At 71.6% G+C, this 17,607-nt stretch carries 12 protein-coding genes; 1 reads left to right on the top strand and 11 read right to left on the bottom strand.

What is annotated here, in order from left to right:
• Positions 1–6: 6 nt before the first annotated feature.
• From STRNI_RS15895 to STRNI_RS15870, 6 genes are all read right to left on the bottom strand, one after another.
• Entirely contained in the window at positions 7–2,430 is a 2,424-nt protein-coding gene (locus tag STRNI_RS15895) for an FtsX-like permease family protein (RefSeq protein WP_266439232.1), read from the bottom strand.
• Complete coding sequence (locus tag STRNI_RS15890) at positions 2,427–3,116, bottom strand: ABC transporter ATP-binding protein (protein ID WP_277411448.1); 690 nt, start codon at positions 3,114–3,116, stop codon at positions 2,427–2,429. The genes STRNI_RS15895 and STRNI_RS15890 overlap by 4 nt, the downstream gene beginning before the upstream one ends.
• A complete protein-coding gene (locus STRNI_RS15885) occupies positions 3,113–3,637 on the bottom strand; it encodes a PadR family transcriptional regulator (protein WP_018089330.1) in 525 nt (174 codons plus the stop codon). The genes STRNI_RS15890 and STRNI_RS15885 overlap by 4 nt, the downstream gene beginning before the upstream one ends.
• A 95-nt stretch (positions 3,638–3,732) precedes the next feature.
• Positions 3,733–6,087 carry an FtsX-like permease family protein gene (locus tag STRNI_RS15880; RefSeq protein WP_277411447.1) on the bottom strand — a complete coding sequence of 785 codons (2,355 nt, stop codon included), beginning with the start codon at positions 6,085–6,087 and terminating at the stop codon, positions 3,733–3,735.
• 121 nt (positions 6,088–6,208) lie between these two features.
• Positions 6,209–6,475: a type II toxin-antitoxin system antitoxin gene (locus STRNI_RS15875; RefSeq protein WP_018089332.1), complete on the bottom strand. Its 267-nt coding sequence runs from the start codon at positions 6,473–6,475 to the stop codon at positions 6,209–6,211.
• Positions 6,472–7,458, bottom strand: a complete 987-nt coding sequence (locus STRNI_RS15870) for an SPFH domain-containing protein (RefSeq protein WP_159486370.1) — start codon at positions 7,456–7,458, stop codon at positions 6,472–6,474. Before STRNI_RS15870 ends, STRNI_RS15875 begins: the two co-directional genes overlap by 4 nt.
• A gap of 308 nt (positions 7,459–7,766) precedes the next feature.
• On the opposite strand from STRNI_RS15870, the gene STRNI_RS15865 reads away from it, so the two are divergent.
• Positions 7,767–10,028, top strand: coding sequence for a transglycosylase domain-containing protein (locus tag STRNI_RS15865; RefSeq protein WP_159486368.1), 2,262 nt, complete (start codon positions 7,767–7,769; stop codon positions 10,026–10,028).
• A 78-nt stretch (positions 10,029–10,106) separates the two neighbouring features.
• Here STRNI_RS15865 and STRNI_RS15860 read toward each other — a convergent pair whose 3' ends face one another.
• The 5 genes from STRNI_RS15860 to STRNI_RS15840 all read right to left on the bottom strand — a co-directional run bounded on the left by STRNI_RS15860 (position 10,107) and on the right by STRNI_RS15840 (position 17,576).
• Complete coding sequence (locus STRNI_RS15860) at positions 10,107–11,570, bottom strand: catalase (RefSeq protein ID WP_018089335.1); 1,464 nt, start codon at positions 11,568–11,570, stop codon at positions 10,107–10,109.
• A gap of 182 nt (positions 11,571–11,752) precedes the next feature.
• Positions 11,753–13,897 carry a SpoIIE family protein phosphatase gene (locus STRNI_RS15855; protein ID WP_410177171.1) on the bottom strand — a complete coding sequence of 715 codons (2,145 nt, stop codon included), beginning with the start codon at positions 13,895–13,897 and terminating at the stop codon, positions 11,753–11,755.
• Between the two features lie 536 nt (positions 13,898–14,433).
• Entirely contained in the window at positions 14,434–15,117 is a 684-nt protein-coding gene (locus tag STRNI_RS15850; protein WP_018089337.1) for a class I SAM-dependent DNA methyltransferase, read from the bottom strand.
• 211 nt (positions 15,118–15,328) lie between these two features.
• Positions 15,329–16,060: a cytidylyl-2-hydroxypropylphosphonate hydrolase gene (gene fomD / locus STRNI_RS15845; RefSeq protein ID WP_371874825.1), complete on the bottom strand. Its 732-nt coding sequence runs from the start codon at positions 16,058–16,060 to the stop codon at positions 15,329–15,331.
• A gap of 88 nt (positions 16,061–16,148) precedes the next feature.
• Positions 16,149–17,576 carry a class II fumarate hydratase gene (locus STRNI_RS15840; protein WP_277411446.1) on the bottom strand — a complete coding sequence of 476 codons (1,428 nt, stop codon included), beginning with the start codon at positions 17,574–17,576 and terminating at the stop codon, positions 16,149–16,151.
• Positions 17,577–17,607 lie beyond the last annotated feature (31 nt).

Here is a 17,607-nt window from a genome sequence, read left to right as displayed (position 1 = left end):
CCGCGCTCACTCCGTCCGCAGCCCGTCGGGCCGCATCATCCGCCACAGCGGCGGCAGGCTCAGCGCCGTCACGAACAGGATCACCGCGCCGCCGATACCGGTCATCCCCGCCACCACCGGTTTGTCCACCGTCACCACGCTGTCCAGCATCGTCAGCAGCAGCGTCCCGAGTGCCAGTCCGCAGCCCAGCGCCAGGCCCAGGCCGAGCACGACCGGGATGGCGGTCTGCCACAGCACCGACCAGCCCAGGGTGGTGCGGCGGGTGCCGTAGGCATCGAGGGTGGACAGCACCCGGCGGCGCTCGTGGAGCTGCTCGACGGTGGAGATGATCAGGCCCGTGCCGATCAGCAGCAGGGTGACGACGGCGCCGGCGAAGAGGCCGTTGCGGACGCTGGAGTACTGCGCGTCATGCGGATTGTCGACCGCGGAGAACTCGTTCATCGTCGGGTCGATATGGGCCGCGGTGGTGCGGATGTGCTCCACCGCGTCCGGGGTGCCACGGTCGAAGGTGACCTTGAGCTCCATGGTGGGGGACCGGAACCGGCCGATGTCGACCGCGGACGGCGTGGCCAGCAGATCGTAGGGGACGCGGTCGGGAGCGCGTCCCGGGTGGAGCAGCCGGGCCTCGCGGGCCGCCGTGGGGATCTTCCAGGGCCGCGGCGCAGCCGGATCGCCCTGGAAGTCCGGAGGGTTGAGGTCGACGGCCGCGCCGGGCGCGAGGGCGGCGTCCCGGCCCCGGGCGCCGGTGAGGAACACCTCGCCGTCCCGGCAGGAGCCCACCCGGGCCAGGGTGCGCAGTTCGGCGCAGCTGCCGACGGCGATCGTCGCGTAGCGGCCGGCGGACCGGGAGTTCCCGGCGGCGGGCCGGCGGGCGACGTTCGCGTCGATCGTGCCGCGGACCGCCGCCACCCCGGGGGTGGCACGCAGCGCGGTGAGCGCCCGCTGGACCTGCGGCCAGTCGTGGGCGTTGCCCCACAGCCCGATCCGCGGCGCCTTGCCGGACTCGGCGTAGGCCTGGGCGTAACCGGTCTGCATACCGGTCATCAGCATATGGATCGCGATGGCGCCGGCCACCGCGACGGTGATGCCGCTGACCGCGCGGGTGGCCGAGCCGCTGCTCAACTGCAGTCGGCGGACGGCGAGTTGCCAGGACACCGGGCCGCCGTGCAGCCGGCCGACCACCGCGTCCACCAGCCAGGGCAGCAGCGCGGTGACACCGAACAGCAGCAGCATCGCCCCGGCCGCGAGCCGGACGGTGTTGAACGGGGTGTCCCGCCACGGGAATTCCCGGGCCAGCGGCACCAGCAGCAGGGCGCCCACGGCGGGCAGCGCCACCCGCCACCACAGCCGGCGGCGGACCGTCGGGCGGTTGCGGACGACGCCCAGCGGCTCGACGGTGACCCCGCGCTGCGCGAACAGCGTCACCCCCACCGCCGCCGCCGGCACGAGCACGGCGATCAGCGCCACGGCGAGCGGCCCCGGCGTCACGTCCGAGGGGAAGACATTGATGTCCCACAGCGTGATCACCGAAGCGAACTGCCGGCCGCCCAGGAACAGCGCCCCGCCCGCCACCAGCCCCAGCAGCGAGCCGAACAGCGCCTCACCCGAGGCGATCCGGCGGGTCGTGCGGACATCGGCGCCGACCAGCCGGAGCGCGGCCAGCCGTCTCTCCCGGCGCTCGTTGCCGAACCGTACGGAGGTGCCGATGAAGACCATCACCGGCGTCATCAGCGCCACACAGGTCATGATCACCAGGACCACGGCGGGCGCCCGCATCGGCAGCGGGTTCCAGCCCTTGCCGAAGTGGTCGATGCGATAGCCGTCGGGCGCGGCCAGGGTGGCGCTCTGTGCGAGATAGGTGAGCTCTCGCGGGCCGCGCAGACCCTCGTCGCCGATGACACCGGCCACCCGGAAGTCCAGCCGCTCGCGCAGCAGCGCGCCCTCGGGGGAGGCCAGCAGTTCCTTGAGCGCCGGGGAGACCAGCATCCGGCCGGGGCCGGGGAGTTGGCGGACGCCGGGCGGGACCGGCGGATGCGCGCCGTCCGGGCGCACCAGGCGGCCGCGGACCGGCGCACCGTGGAAGAGGGTGTCGGCCGAGGCGTAGCGCAGGGTGTTGTCGGCGGGCAGGGGCTCGTGTGACTGGCCCAGGTTCTCGCGGGCCTTCTCCCGGCCGTGCCAGGAGTCCATCAGCGTGGGCACGGACGCGCCGAGCAGCAGGACGGCCACGCCCAGGGCGACACCGGCGGCCGTCAGCGCCGTACGGATCCAGCCCTCGCGGCCCCCGCCGGCCGCGAACCGCATCCCCATCGCGAGGTCACGGGCCCAGGTCCCGGGGCCGGTGCGCGGGGTGGCGAGCGGGGCCGGGGAGGCCGGCGCGCGGTCGTCACCGTGCCCGCCGCCGGAGCCGGCGGGCGAGCGCAGCGGGCTCATATCAAGCCCGCCAGCATGTCCTTCACTTTGCCGTCGCGGACGACGATCTCCCGGTCGGAGTAGGCGGCGACCCGGGCCTCGTGGGTGACCAGGACCACCGCGGCATTGCTCTCCCGGGCGGCGTTGGTCAGCAGGGTCAGTACGCGTTCGCCGTTGAGCGAGTCCAGGGCGCCGGTGGGCTCGTCCGCGAAGATGACCCGCGGCCGGGTGGCGAGGGCGCGGGCGACCGCGATCCGCTGGCCCTGGCCGCCGGATATCTCACCGGGCCGCCGGTCGTGCACGGCCTTGACCTCCAGCTCCTCCAGCCATGCGCGGGCCTGCCGCTCGGCCTCCTTGCGCTTGGTGCCGTTCAGCCGCAGCGGCAGCGCCACATTCTCCAGCGCGGTCAACTCCGGTACCAGCTGGCCGAATTGGAAGACGAAGCCGAAGTCGGTACGGCGCAGGGCGCTGCGCTGTGCGTCGCTGAGGCGGGTCAGGGTGTGCGGACCGTAGCGGACGGTGCCGGAGTCCGGGCTGATGATCCCGGCCAGGCAGTGCAGCAGGGTCGATTTGCCGGAGCCGGACGGGCCCATGACGGCGACGACCTCACCGGGGTGGATGGAGAACTCCGCGCCGTCCAGCGCCGGTGTCGCCCCGTAGGCCTTGTACAGCCCCTCCGCCGCGAGCAGGGATCCCTCCGGCGTCATGCGCGGACCGCTTCCGCCAGCTTGTCCAGCCGCGCGGCGGTCAGCTCCAGCCAGCGCAGATCGGCTTCGAGATGGAAGAGCGCATGGTCGCAGATCAGCTGGTCGGCGAGGTCACCGGTGCGCTTGCGCTCGGTCAGCCCGCGCATCAGCCGCAGATGCTCGGCGCGCTGGGTGTCCAGCAGTCCGGCGGCGTTACGGTCGGTCAGCAGCGCCAGGACGACCTTGGTGTAGAGCGTCGACTGGAGATACGGCTCGGGCTTCTCCGGACGGGCCAGCCACTGGGCCACATCGGTGATCCCGGCGTCCGTGATCGCATACCGCTTCCGCTCCGGACCGGCACCGGCCTCCACGGCGTCCACCTCGACCAGACCGTTCTTCAACAGCCGGGACATCGTGGAGTAGACCTGCCCGTAGTGCAGCGGACGGTCCTGCCCGAAGTGCTCGTCGAAGGCCCGCTTGAGGTCGTAGCCATGGCGGGGACCGGACTCCAGGAGGCCCAGCAGCGTATGACCGATTGACATGCCGACCACCTTACTCGTGGGTGTGTCGTCGGTGTATACGTGTGTTGTATAGCGGCCTGACCGGGGGCGGCAGTCGGCCCGGGGGACGGGGGTGTTCATTCCGTTCGCAGCCCGTCGGGGCGCATCAGCCGCCACAGCGGCGGGAGGCTCAGCAGGGTGACGAGGAGGACCAGGGCCGCACCGGCTCCCGCCATCGGCCAGATCACCGACCAGTCGGGCGAGGATTCGCCGACCAGGCGGAGCAGGGTGAGCCCCAGCCCGCAGCCGCCCACGACGGCGAGCGCCAGCCCGAGCGCCACCGGAACGGCGGTCTGCCACAGGACCGACCAGCACAGGTCGGCGCGCCGGGTGCCGAACGCCACCAGGACCGCCAGCAGCCGGCGGCGCTCCCGCAGTTGTTCCAGTGTGGTGACCAGCATGCTCGCCGCGATCAGCGCCAGCGTCACCGTCGAGGCGACCAGCAGCCCGGTGCGCACCGTGGAGAACTGATGGTCCCGCTCGGTGTTCCGCAGCGTGCGGACGTCCGCCCACGGATCGAGGCGGGCCGCGGTGTTGCGGGCGTACTCGGCCGCGTCCGGGACCCGGGGGTCGAGCGTGAGCATCGCCTCGGCCACCGGGGCGGCGAGGTCCGGCACCGGGACCGCCGACGGAGTGGCGAAGATCCCGAAGACCACATCGCCCGCCGGGCCGGTGCGCGAGGGGACGGTCCTGGCCGTCTCCGGGACGGTCCACAGCGGCGGCCGGCCCTTGGCCCGTGGCCCGTCCGGTTCGCTCTGGAGCAGCACTTCCCCGCCCGGCTGCGCGGTCCGTGCGAGAGCGCCGTCGCCGACCGCTCCGCTGCTGTCCCGGACGAGGAAGACATCGCCGTCCTTGCATGGGCCCAGGCGCGCCAGCTCCCGGAGGCTGCGGCAGTCACCGACGGTCAACGGGGCGGCGGAGTCGAAGGCCCGGCCCCCGGGGCGCGACACCGTGGAGTGCAGGACGGCGGTGGCCCCGCGGACCCCCTCGGTCGCACGGAACTCGTCGAGCACCTTCCGGTGGGTGACGGCACCCCGGGCCGGTAACGCGACGGTGAGCTGGGCCCGCGACGTGTCCTGCCCCGTCACGCTCGTGAAGTCGTCCTGGACGGCGGCCAACAGCATCTGCAGCGCGATGGCGCCGGCCACCGCGACGGTGATGCCACTGACCGCGCGGGCCGCGGCGCCGCTGTTCAACTGGAGCCTGCGGACGGCGAGCTGCCAGGGGACCGGGCCGCCGCGCAGCCTGGCCACCACCGCTTCCACCAGCCACGGCAGCAGCACGGTGATCCCCAGGAGCACCAGCAGCGCACCGCCCGCGAGCAGATAGGGATCGACCCGGGCCTCCGCCGGTGCCGGGCCGGCCCTGCCGGTCAGCAGCAGCATCACCGCGCCGAGGACCGGCAGCGGCAGCCGCCACCACACCCGCCGGCGCCGGGGCGTGTGGTGGCGTACGACGCCCAGCGGTTCGACGGTGACACCGCGGAGCGCGACGAGGGTGACGATGACCGCGCAGAGCGGTACGGCGAGGGCGATCAGCGCGGTGAGCGCGGGGTCCGGGACCAGGTCGGAGGGGAAGGCATTGACGTCCCAGACGGTGATCCGCCCGCTGAACCGGCGGGCGAGCAGGAACAGGCCCGCCCCCAGCACCAGCCCGCACAGCGCCCCGCACAGCGCCTCCCCGGCCGCCATCCGGCGGGTCATCCGGCTGTCCGCGCCCATCAGCCGCAGCGCGGCCATCCGGCGGTCGCGGCGCTCGCCGCCGAAGCGCACGGCGGTGGCGAGGAAGACGGCCACCGGCATCAGCAGCACCACACAGGCCTCGATGACGATGACGGTGAGCCGGGGGCCCATCGGTGACGTGGGGAGCTCGCCACCGAAGTGGCTGATGCGGGGCGTCCGGGCAGAGGCGGTGAGGGTGTCATCGCCCGCGTAGTAGGTCAGTTCGCCGGGTCCGACGAGTCCCGGGGCGGCGATGGTGCCCACCACCGTGCGGCCGAGCCGTTCCCGCAGCAGCGCGCCGTCCGGTGCGGCGAGCAGTTCCTTGAGCGCGGGCGAGACCACCATCTCGCCGGGCCGCGGCAGGGTGCGCACACCGGGCGGGTGGACGGGGGCGGGGCCGTCGGGCCGCAGCAGTACGCCGTGGACTCCGTCGCCGCGGAAGACCGTGTCACGGTCCGTGTACAGCAGGGTCCTGGGGCCGGGCCGGGTCCCCTTCTCGGTGTTCGCGTCGATGAGCCGGGCCTCGCGGCGTGCCTGATGGCTGTCCATGAGGTGCGGGACCGAGGCGGCACCGAGCAGCAGCATCACGCCGAGCCCCACGCCGACCGCGGTCAGGAGCGTACGGGCCCAGCCCTCCCGGCCGGTGCCGACGGCGAAGCGGGCACCCCGTGCGAGGTCACGGGCCCAGGCGGCAGGGATGCTCCTCCTCATGGGCGGACCTCCGGGAGTGCGGGCGGGGGGACTGGTCCCGGGTGGCCTGTGCACGTACCGGGCCAGGGGCGTGGACGCACTCTACACGAGCTCTATACATGGTGTGTATAGAGCTCGTGTTTCACTCGCCCCCCGGCTCCTTCGGTGGCCGCCCCCGTCGCGGTGGTGCCCCCGCTCCCTTCGGCAGCCGGCCCGCTTCCGACAGTGCCTTGCGGAGCAGGAACTCGATCTGGGCGTTGGCGCTGCGCAGTTCGTCGCCGGCCCAGCGCGCCAGGGCGTCGTGGATCAGCGGGTCCAGCCGCAGCAGCACCTGCTTGCGCTGCTGCGGCCGTCGCGCGGGGGCCGGCTCGTTCCCGGAGCCGGTCTCCCTGGGGGCGTCGGTGCTCACTGGTAGAGCGAGCCCGTGTTCAGGACCGGCTGGGCGGCCCGGTCGCCGCACAGCACCACCATCAGATTGCTCACCATGGCGGCCTTGCGCTCCTCGTCCAGCTCGACGATGCCCTGCTCGCTGATCCGTGCCAGTGCCTGCTCGACCATGCCGACCGCGCCCTCGACGATCTGCTGGCGGGCCGCGACCACCGCGCCGGCCTGCTGGCGCTGCAGCATGGCGGAGGCGATCTCGGGGGCGTAGGCGAGGTGACTGAAGCGGGACTCGATGATCCGTACGCCGGCGGCCTGGACCCGGGCGGTCAGCTCCAGGGCGAGCTTCTCGGTGATCTCCTCGGCGTTGCCGCGCAGGGACAGGGCGTCCTCGTCGTGCGCGTCATAGGGGTACTCGATGGCGATGTGCCGGACGGCCGCCTCGGTCTGGGTGGCGACGAACTCCAGGAAGTCGTCGACCTCGAAGAGCGCCTGGGCGGTGTCCTCGACCTGCCAGACCACGATCGAGGCCAGCTCGATCGGGTTGCCGTAGGCGTCGTTGACCTTCAGTACCGCGGTCTCGTGGTTGCGCACCCGGGTGGAGATCTTGCGGGCGCTGGTGAGCGGGTTGACCCAGCGCAGTCCGTCGGTGCGGATGGTGCCGACGTAACGCCCGAAGAGCTGGATGACGCGGGCCTCGCCGGGCGCGACCATCTTCACGCCGGTCATGCAGAAGAACGAGGTGAGCAGCAGCAGGACGCCGCCGATGAACATCGGGACGGCGGCCGCGTCCTTGCCGGCGGAGCCGAGTATGCCGCCGACGATCAGCAGGCCGACGCTCAGCGCGACGCCGAGCACGGTCAGCAGCAGGGCCAGCCCGCCCCCGATGCTGTGCGCCGGGACCTCGCGGACCTGCGGCCTGGGCATCTCGGGGGCGTCGACGCCGAGGTCGCCGCCGGGGTGGTCGGCCGGCGTCTGGCCTGACGTGTCGGCCGGTGTCTGGTCGGACATAGGGGTCCCCGTTTCTCCAGGTGCGGCAGGTGATGTCCGCCGCAATTGGTGATGTCGCTGGTCTAGCAAAGTGATAGCACTTTATCTAGCGCCGCGTACCGGCGTCCAGTGGTGTGCGAGGGTTCTCCGGCGGCAAGGCCCCAGGTGAGGGGGTGGCGACGCGCAAAACCCACCTCATGGTTCCGTCGCGGCGGGTGCTGTTTGTCACGTCGGGAAAAGCCTTGATCGATGAGTATTTGTTGACAGATGCGGTGTTAGCTTCAACAGCTGAATTAGCTGGGGGCGGAACGACTGGAGTTGCTGAAGCGATGGGCCGAGCGGAAGCGAGACGGGCGCGACAGGGGAGCGCTCGCCGTGCCAAGCAGACAGACAAGAAGTCCGGCATACGCCGCTTCTTCACCTGGAAGAAGCTCCTCGGAGCCTTTCTCGGGGCGTGCCTGCTGGGCATCCTCGGATTCATCGGCCTCTACCTGTACGTGGACATCCCCAAGGGCAACAGCGCTGCCAAGCTGCAGAGCAATGTCTACAAGTACGCCGACGGCAAGGTCATGGCGCGGGTGGGCGACGTCAACCGCGAGACGGTCCCGCTCGACCGCATACCCAAGGACGTCCAGCGCACCTTCGTCGCCGCGGAGAACAAGTCCTTCTACGACGACTCCGGCGTCGACCTGAAGGGCACCCTGCGCGGTGTGTTCAACACCCTGCGGGGTCAGGGCAAGCAGGGTGGCTCGACGATCACCCAGCAGTACGTCAAGAACTACTACCTGAGCCAGGAGCAGACGGTTTCCCGCAAGCTCCAGGAGATCGTCATCTCGCTCAAGGTGGACAACAAGTTCAAGAAGGACGACATCCTCGCCGGCTACATCAACACCAGCTACTACGGCCGCGGCGCCTACGGCATCCAGGCTGCCGCCCAGGCCTACTACCGCAAGGACGTCGAGAAGCTCACCGTCTCGGAGGGCGCCTACCTCGCGTCGCTCCTCCAGGCGCCGAGCCAGTACGACTGGTCCAGCGCGACCAAGGCCGGCAAGAAGCGGGTCAAGGAGCGCTGGGCGTACACCCTCGACAACATGGTCGAGATGAAGTGGCTCCCCGCGGCGGACCGGGCCCGGCAGAAGTTCGAGGTGCCCCAGGCCCCCAGGCCGCTGCCCGGCGTGAGCGGCCAGACCAGCTACCTGGTCAAGCAGGCCAAGCAGGAACTCTTCGCCCAGGGCGTCGACGAGTCCGAATTCGAGGCCGGCGGCTGGACCGTCACCCTCGGCATCGACAAGAACAAGCAGAAGGCGCTGGAGAAGTCCGTCAAGCGCAAGCTCACCGACGACCTCGACCCCGAGAAGCGCAAGGTCGACCGGGACGCCCAGCTCGGTGCCACCTCGGTGGACCCCAAGACCGGGCACATCGTGGCGATGTACGGCGGCGACGGCTATCCGAAGCACTGGACGAACAACGCCACGCGCTCCGACTACCAGCCCGCCTCCACCTTCAAGCCGCTGATCCTGGCGTCGGCGATGGAGAACAACGCGGTCACCCAGGACGGCCTCCCGATCACCCCGAACACGATCTACGACGGCCGTAACCGCCGCCCGGTCGTCGGCGGCACCATCCCCTTCGCGCCGCCCAACGAGGACGAGCACCCGTACGGGAAGATCAGCGTCCAGACGGCGACCAACAACTCCGTCAACGCGGTCTTCGCGCAGATGGGCGCGGACGTCGGCCTGGAGAAGATCAAGGAGACCGCGGTCAAGCTGGGCATGGACGGTTCCAAGATCGACGCCAAGCCCGCGATGACCCTGGGCACCATGGGCGCCAGCCCGCTCCAGATGGCCGGGGCCTACGCCACGCTCGACAACCACGGCAAGAAGGTCACCCCGACCCTGGTCAAGAAGACGATGCACCCCGTCAACGGCGTCCAGACCGAGGTCCCGCTCAAGGACCCGATCGGCGACCAGGTCCTCAGCCGCCGGACCGCCGACACCCTCACCTCGGTCCTGACCGGCGTGGTCAACGACGGCACCGCCTCGGAGTCCGTGCAGAACACGGCGTACGACGCGGCCGGCAAGACCGGTACCTCCGACGACAACAAGTCGGCGTGGTTCGTCGGTTACACGCCCAAGCTGGTCACCGCGGTCGGCATGTTCGGTGAGTCCCCCAAGGGCGGCGCCCAGGTCACCCTGAAGGGCACCGGTGGCGGCGGCCGGGTCAACGGCGGCGGCTACCCGGCCCGGGTGTGGGCCGACTACACGGAGTCGGCGCTGGGCGGCAGCACCGGCGCGGAGTTCGACCTGGAGACCGACCTCGGTGCCGGGGTGCCGCCGACGCCCACCCCGACGCCGAGCAAGACCCCGTCGACGAGCCCGACACCGTCCGAGACGCCGAGCAAGACCCCGTCGCAGACCCCGTCCAGCCCGAGCGGGCGGCCGTCGGACCCCACGAGCGGCAAGCCGTCGGACCCGGCCACCCCGACCGACCCGAGCTCCGGTCCGCCGACCGGCGGCACGGACGACGGGGACACCGGGGGCAAGCCGACCGGCGGGAAGCCCGACGGCGAGAGCCTGACCGACTTCCGCTGACACCGGTCCCGGCACACCGCACCGCGGCCCCCACCATCGAGGTGGGGGCCGCGGTGCGTGTACGCGGCGGGCGGTGCCTCAGCCGCCGTTCACCTTGTGGGCGATCCGGTCGCCCACGTTCTTGTCGATGTTGCGCCAGTACTGGAGCGCGCGGTCCAGCACCGGACGGCTGACGCCGTTGAGGAGATGACCGGACACATTGCCGACGAGCCGGTCGCGGGCCGCGTCGTCGAGGACCTGGCGGACCATGGTGCCCGGCTGGCCGAAGTCGTCGTCGTCACGGCGCAGCGTGTACGCCTCGCGGACCATCTCACCGCCGGTCTCCCAGCCCGCGGGCTCCCCGTAGCGCAGGGTGTCCGCCGCCGGGCCGCCGTAGCTGTTCGGGGCGTACGGCCGGGCCGCACGGGACGGCTCGTACCGCATCGGGCCGTCCTTCGCGTACGAGTGGACGGGCACATGCGGCCGGTTGGGCGGCAGCTGGGCGTAGTTCGGGCCGATGCGGTACCGGTGGGTGTCCGCGTACGAGAAGAGCCGGCCCAGCAGCATCTTGTCGGGCGAGGGACCGACACCCGGCACCATGTTGGACGGCTCGAACGCCGCCTGCTCGATGTGGATGAAGTAGTCCTCGGGGTTCTTGTTGAGCGTCATCCGCCCGACCTCGATCAGCGGGTAGTCGCCGTGCGGCCACACCTTGGTCAGATCGAACGGGTTGAACCGGTAGTCCGGGGCGTCCGCGAACGGCATGACCTGCACATACAGCGTCCACGACGGGGCGTTCGCGCCGTCGATGGCCTCGAACAGATCGCGCCGGTGGTAGTCGCCGTCCTCGCCGGCGATCCGGTCGGCGTCCTCCTGGGTGAGGAAGTCGATCCCCTGGTCGGTCTTGAAGTGGTACTTGATCCAGAACCTCTCGCCGCCGGCGTTGACCCACATGTAGGTGTGCGAGCCGTAGCCGTTCATGTGGCGGTAGCTCTTGGGGATGCCGCGGTCGCCCATCAGCCAGGTGACCTGGTGGGCCGACTCCGGCGAGAGCGTCCAGAAGTCCCACTGCATGTCGTTGTCGCGCATCCCGTTGTCCGGGCGGCGCTTCTGGGAGCGGATGAAGTCCTGGAACTTGATCGTGTCCCGGACGAAGAAGACCGGGGTGTTGTTCCCCACCAGGTCGTAGTTGCCGTCCTGGGTGTAGAACTTCAGCGCGAAGCCACGGGGGTCGCGCCAGGTGTCGGGGGAGCCCTGCTCACCCGCGACGGTCGAGAACCGGGCCAGCATCTCGGTGGTCCTGCCCGGCTGGAACAGATCTGCCTTGGTGAACTGACTGACGTCATTGGTGACTTGGAAGAAGCCGTACGCGCCGGCGCCCTTGGCGTGCACCACCCGCTCGGGGACCCGTTCGCGGTTGAACTGGGCCATCTTCTCGATGAGGTAGTGATCCTGGAGCAGGATGGGGCCGTCCGGGCTCACGGTGAGGGAGTGCTCGTCGCTCTCCACCGGAACGCCGGCGTTGTTCGTCGTGCGCGGGACGTTGTGCGCGGTGCTGGTCATGGAGGAGTGCCTCCTGTTTCGACGACTGGGAGCAGGGGTCGGTCAGTCCCGAATTGGGGCAGTCAGTCCCTTACGCCCACCCAAGCAGTGAACTCCCCCGACGGCATGTCGGCAAGAGTTGGACCCCGTCCGGTCTCAGACGGGGTCCAACATGTGGGACGGGGCCGGGGCGCCCGGCAGACTCAGCGGCGCGGCGTCCCCGGCGGCATCGACAGCTCGAACCAGACGACCTTTCCCATGCTCAGACGGGTCGCGCCCCAGCGCCGCGCCATCCGGTTGACGAGGTAGAGGCCCCGCCCGCCCTCGTCCGACGGCCGGGCCTGACGCAGCCGCGGCAGCTGCGGAACATCGTCACCGACCTCGCAGCGCAGTACGTCCGTGCGCAGCAGCCGCAGCGTGATCGGCCGCTCCGCATACCGCACCGCATTCGTCACCACCTCGCTGACCAGCAGCTCCAGCTGGTCGGTCAGCTCATCGAGACCCCAGCGCGCCAGCGCCCGCCGGGCCAGCCGCCGGGCCTGGCCGGCCGTCTGCGCCTTCGGGTCCAGATACCAGTACGCGACATCGCTGGGCGCGATCCCGTCGAACCGGGCCGCCAGCAGCGCGATGTCGTCATCGCGGTCGCCGGGGCCCAGCATGTCCAGCACCTCGTCGCACATCGGCTCCAGCGGAGGCGGGTTGGGCCCCGTCAGCCGGGCCGTCTCCGCCAGCCGCTCCCGCAGCTGCTCGATCCCGGTCCACACGTCCCGGATCCGCGACTCGACCAGACCGTCCGTGTACAGCACCAGCGTGGCGCCCGCCGGGGCGTCCAGCTCCACCGCCTCGAAGTCCACCCCGCCGACACCGATCGGCGCGCCCGACGGCACCCGCAGCACCTCGGCGCGCCCGCCGCGGTGCAGCATCACCGGCGGCGGATGCCCCGCGTTGGCGATGGTGATCCGGTGCGCCACCGGGTCGTAGACCGCGTACATGCAGGTCGCCATGCGGTCCGTACCCAGCCGCTGGGCCTGCTCGTCGAGGTGGTGCAGCACCTCCTGCGGCGGCAGATCCAGCCCGGCCAGGGTCTGGGCCGTGGTCCGCAGCTGGCCCATGATCGCGGCCGAGGTCATCGAGTGCCCCATGACATCGCCGACGACCAGCGCCACCCGGCTGCCCGGCAGCGGGATCGCGTCGTACCAGTCACCGCCCACCCGGGCCGTCTCGGCGGCCGGCAGATAGCGGCTGGCCAGCCGGACCCCGGTCGGCTGCGGCAGCGAGTCCGGCAGCATCGTGCGCTGCAGGGCATCGGCGATATACGCCTCGCGGCCGTAGAGCACCGCCTTGTCCACACCCAGCGCGGTGTGCGTCGCCAGCTGCGCCGCGACCAGCAGATCGTCCGGCTCGAACGCCGGGCGGTCCGGACGGCGCAGGAACACCGCCGCACCGATCACCCGGCGGCGGCCGCGCAGCGGCGCCAGGATCACCCGATGGCCGCCGGGCAGCCGCGGGTCAGGGCCCAGCAGCTCCGGCAGCGCCGTCCGCGCCGCCTGCGCCTCGCCGAACAGCGGGCGTACGCCCCGCAGCACCTCGGCCAGCGGACCGCCGGGCTCCACCTCGGCCAGCTCCGCCGCGCTGCCGCCCATCGCCGGGCCCAGATCGGGCTGCGCGGGCAGCACCGGCAGCCGGCCGCCGTTGGTGTCCGGCTCCTCCGGAATCCGGTCGGTACGGCGCAGCCGCAGCACCACCGGCCCGGTCGGGCGCTCATCGCCCACCGGCAGCGGATCGCGCAGATAGACGAGGATGGCGTCGGCGAACGTCGGCACCGTCGCCCGGCACAGCCCGAGCACGATCTCGTCGAGGTCGATGCCCCGGGCGATCCGCCGCGTCGCCGCCCCGATGAAGCGCAGCCGGTCACCGCCCGCCTGCCGGGCCGCGGCCACCTCACCGCTCTCGCCCGGATGCGCCGAGCGGGCCGGCGCGGCGGGCAGCGGCTCCGGCGGCGGGCCGGCCGCCGCGGGCACCTGCGCCCCGGCGGCCTCCCCGGCCGCCGGCCGCGACACCTCACCGTGTGGGGCGCCCGGGGCCGCGGACCGTCCGCCGTGCGGCGCCTGCTCCGGCACCGTCCCGCCCGGCTCACCGCCGCGCGGCCGCGACCGCCCGGCACCGGACGGACCGCCGCCCTCCCGCGGCCGTCCGACACCCTCACCGCCATGGCGCGGGAGCTGACCGTGGTGCGGCTCCTCACCCGGCTCGGGCGCCTCGGCGCGGCCCACCGCGCCCTGCGCCACACGCTGTCCGGCACGGGCCGTCTCCCGGCCCGCCCCGTCCGGCCGCCCGCTCGCAGGCATGGATACCTCCCCGTACGAGTCGCCGTACGCCTCCCCATACGGGACCGAGGCATCGCGTGCGGCGGCATGGCCGCCGCGGTGCGCGGCGGAGTGATCGGTGGCACGCCCGCCGGAGTGCCCGGCGGCGGCGCTGTCCGCGTCCGCCGTCGGGTCCCGCCGCGCCGCGCCGTGGTCCGCGGCCGGTTCGCCGTCGTCATGGCCGGCCGGCGAGCCCGCCGAGGCCGTGACGGTGACACCGGCGAGACCTATGTCGTCACCGCCGCGCACCGCGAAGCCGGTGCCGGGCACCGGAACGCACCCGGTCGTGCCGGGCTGCTGCAGGGCGCTGCGCGGGTCGGGGACCGCGCCGAGCGGCGCCGTCCCGGCCGGCCCCCGGGCAGGGGACAGCGAGGACGCGGCGGTCGAGGCCGACTGCCGCGATTCGTGGGAGGTGGGGTGCTCCGTCACGCGTGGGATTCCATCCGTCCGGGGCTGCGCGCCCGACGCGCCGCGTTCCGAGCGCGCCGCCCGTGCGGCCGCGCCCGACGCGCTGCGTCTCAAGCGCGTCGCAGGTGCAGAAAGAGCTGGATCTCGGGTGGTACGTCCGTACTTGACGGGGCGTATGCGTAGGCATCTTCCCCGACGACGTCGAAACCCGCGTCGTGCACGACCCGGCGCAGGTCGTCCCGCAGGTAACCCGATACCCGGATCGAGTTGCCCAGGAACGGAATCGTGAAGTCGTCCACATCCGCCTCGACCATCGACAGGGCAAGCAGCCCCTCAGGACGTAGCAGATCATGGAGCATGCCCAGTGCGTAAGGGATTTCGGCACGGGGCAGCATGAGAAGCGAGAAATAAGCGGCAATACCGTCGAAGGAGCCACGGCCGCCGAGTCGGCCGCTGCGCAGATCGGCGATGTCCAGTCGGTGGAAGTCGGCGCCCGGGACGTTCTGCCGGGCCAGTTTGATCATCGAGGGGGAGAGATCGATACCCACGACGCGATGCCCGGCGTCCGAGAGCTGGCGGGCGCTCGGCAGGCCCGTACCGCATCCGAGGTCCAGGATGCGCGAGCCGGCGGGCAGGGTGTCGGCGAGCCAGGCGCTCGAAGCGAGCTGGCCCTCCTTGTGCGGAAAGGCGTCGTCATACCGGTCGCCGATGGCGTCGAACGCCTCGGCCTGGCCGGCCCGGTCCAGTGCTAACCGGTTCAGCCCCTCATATCCGTCGTAGCTAGTCGCACTCACGACCTCGCCCCTCCTGCGACCGCGGTCAAGTTCGTTTTCCAGTTCTGGAGTTGCGCCTGTGCAGTCTTGCGGAGGACGATCCTACGTTTGAAGGCCCGGGGCGCAGCAAGGGGGCTCGGCCGTGCCTCTCGCCTCGCGGGAAACAGCTTTGCCCATAGGCGCACCTTTCCACGGTTCGCCCCCTTCACTCACGTCGTTTCACTTCACTCCCTCACGACCGCAAACGCTCCGGCGCGCGGTCCCAGTTCTCCGGGAGCCGGGGAACGCCCCAGGCCGGATCGGGCCGCCAGTCCTCCCAGCCGTCGGCGTACGGCGCGCGCCAGGCCGCGATCTGTGCGATCGCGGCCCGGCCCGCGGATCTGACCTCGGCGGCCTGGGCGTCCGTCATCAGGCCGTCCCGCTGCGCCTGCGCGAACTCGTCCTCGTCCCGCCACTCCCAGTGCCGGTCCGGATAGACACAGATGTCGAGAAAGTGATCCTCGGAGTCAATGCCGCCCGCCCAACGGCGGCGCGGCTCCTCCAGATTGACGTACCAGTTCTTGAACTGCCAGCCGCGCTCCCAGAACAGCCACACCGACCACGGGTCGCCGGGCCGGGCCAGCTTCAGCACACCGGTGCCGAACCAGTGGTCACGGGCGGTCCGGCGCGGTTTGGTGTAGCGGGTGGACAGCGGCTCGCGGTGCACCGGCGTGCCGTCGGCGAGCACCGGCTTGATGCAGGCGGTGCCGGGCGCCATCCACACGGCCAGCAGCTCATCGGTGTCCTGGACAACGGTCATCGGCCGACAGATGTGGAACCGCCCGGCATCGGCGTTGTCGCGATAGCGCCAGAGGATGTGGTCCCCCGGCGCCCAGCGCGCCCCGTCCGCCGCCCGCTTCGCCCCGGCCGCCCCGCGACCGCCGGCCGTCTCGCCTTCCGTCGTGTCCACCATGTCCGCTGTCATGCGCAGATCTTAGAGGCGCGGCATGACGCGCGCCGTGACATGAGACGCACCGGGCGTTACGGACGGGGTATCCTGCGCCGCTCCGTTGTTACGGACGTGTCATCCGCAGCACATCCAGCGCCTCGTCCAACTGCGCCTCGCTCAGCAGCTCCCGCTCGACATAGCCGCCCTCCAGGACCACCTCGCGGATGGTCTTCCGCTCGGCGAGGGACCTCTTGGCGACCTTCGCCGCCTCCTCGTACCCGAGGTACTTGTTGAGCGGAGTGACGACCGACGGTGACGACTCGGCGTACTCACGGGCCCGTTCCACGTTCGCGGTGATCCCGTCGACCGTACGGTCCGCCAGCAGCCGCGACACATTGGCGATCAGCCGCACCGATTCGAGCACATTGCGGGCAATGACCGGAAGCATCACATTCAGCTCGAAGTTGCCGGCCGCCCCGGCCGCCGCCACCGTCGCGTCATTGCCGGTGACCTGCGCCGCCACCATCAGCACCGCCTCCGGGATCACCGGGTTGACCTTCCCCGGCATGATCGACGAGCCCGGCTGCAGATCCGGCAGCGCGATCTCCGCGAGCCCGGTCCGCGGCCCCGACGCCATCCACCGCAGATCGTTGGCGATCTTCGTCAGCCCGACCCCGACCGTCCGCAGCTGCCCACTGGTCTCGACGATCGCGTCCCGCGCCCCCTGCGCCTCGAAGTGATTGCGCGCCTCGGTCAGCGGCAGCCCGGTCGCCCGCGCCACCTCGGCGATCACCGCGGCCGAGAACCCGGGCGGCGTGTTGATCCCCGTCCCCACCGCCGTACCGCCCAGCGGGAGTTCCGCCAGCCGCGGCAACGAGGCCCGCAGCCGCTCGACGCCGTACCGCACCTGGGCGGCATAGCCGCCGAACTCCTGCCCCAGCGTCACCGGTGTCGCATCCATCAGATGCGTCCGCCCCGACTTCACGACCTCGGTGAACTCCTCGGCCTTCCGCTCCAGGCTCTCCGCCAGATGCTCCAGCGCCGGGATCAGATCGTCGAGAACCGCCGAGGTCGCCGCGATATGGATCGAGGACGGGAAGACGTCGTTGGACGACTGGCTCGCGTTGACGTGATCGTTCGGATGCACCTGGCGGCCCAGCCGCTCGCTCGCCAGCGTCGCGATGACCTCGTTGGTGTTCATGTTCGAGGACGTCCCGGACCCCGTCTGGAACACATCGATGGGGAAGTGCTCGTCCCAGCGCCCCTCGGCGACCTCGTTAGCGGCCTCCTGCACCGCCTCCGCGATCTCCTTGTCCAGCACCCCCAGCTCGCCGTTGACCAGGGCGGCCGCCCCCTTGATCCGCGCCAGCGCCGCGATGTGCGCCCGCTCCAGCCGCTGCCCGGAAATCGGGAAGTTCTCCACCGCCCGCTGTGTCTGCGCCCGCCATTTCGCATGCGCGGGCACCCGCACCTCACCCATGGAGTCGTGCTCGGTCCGGAAGCCGTCGGAGTCGCTGTCGCCGGATCCGCTGAAGTCGCCGTTTTCGCTCATACCTGTTTCAGTACCCGCGGCCGCCGATCTG

This window comes from Streptomyces nigrescens, assembly GCF_027626975.1.
GTDB lineage: Bacteria > Actinomycetota > Actinomycetes > Streptomycetales > Streptomycetaceae > Streptomyces > Streptomyces nigrescens.
Note: the sequence above shows the minus strand (reverse complement) of the source record. Positions and strands in the feature narration are given on the sequence as shown.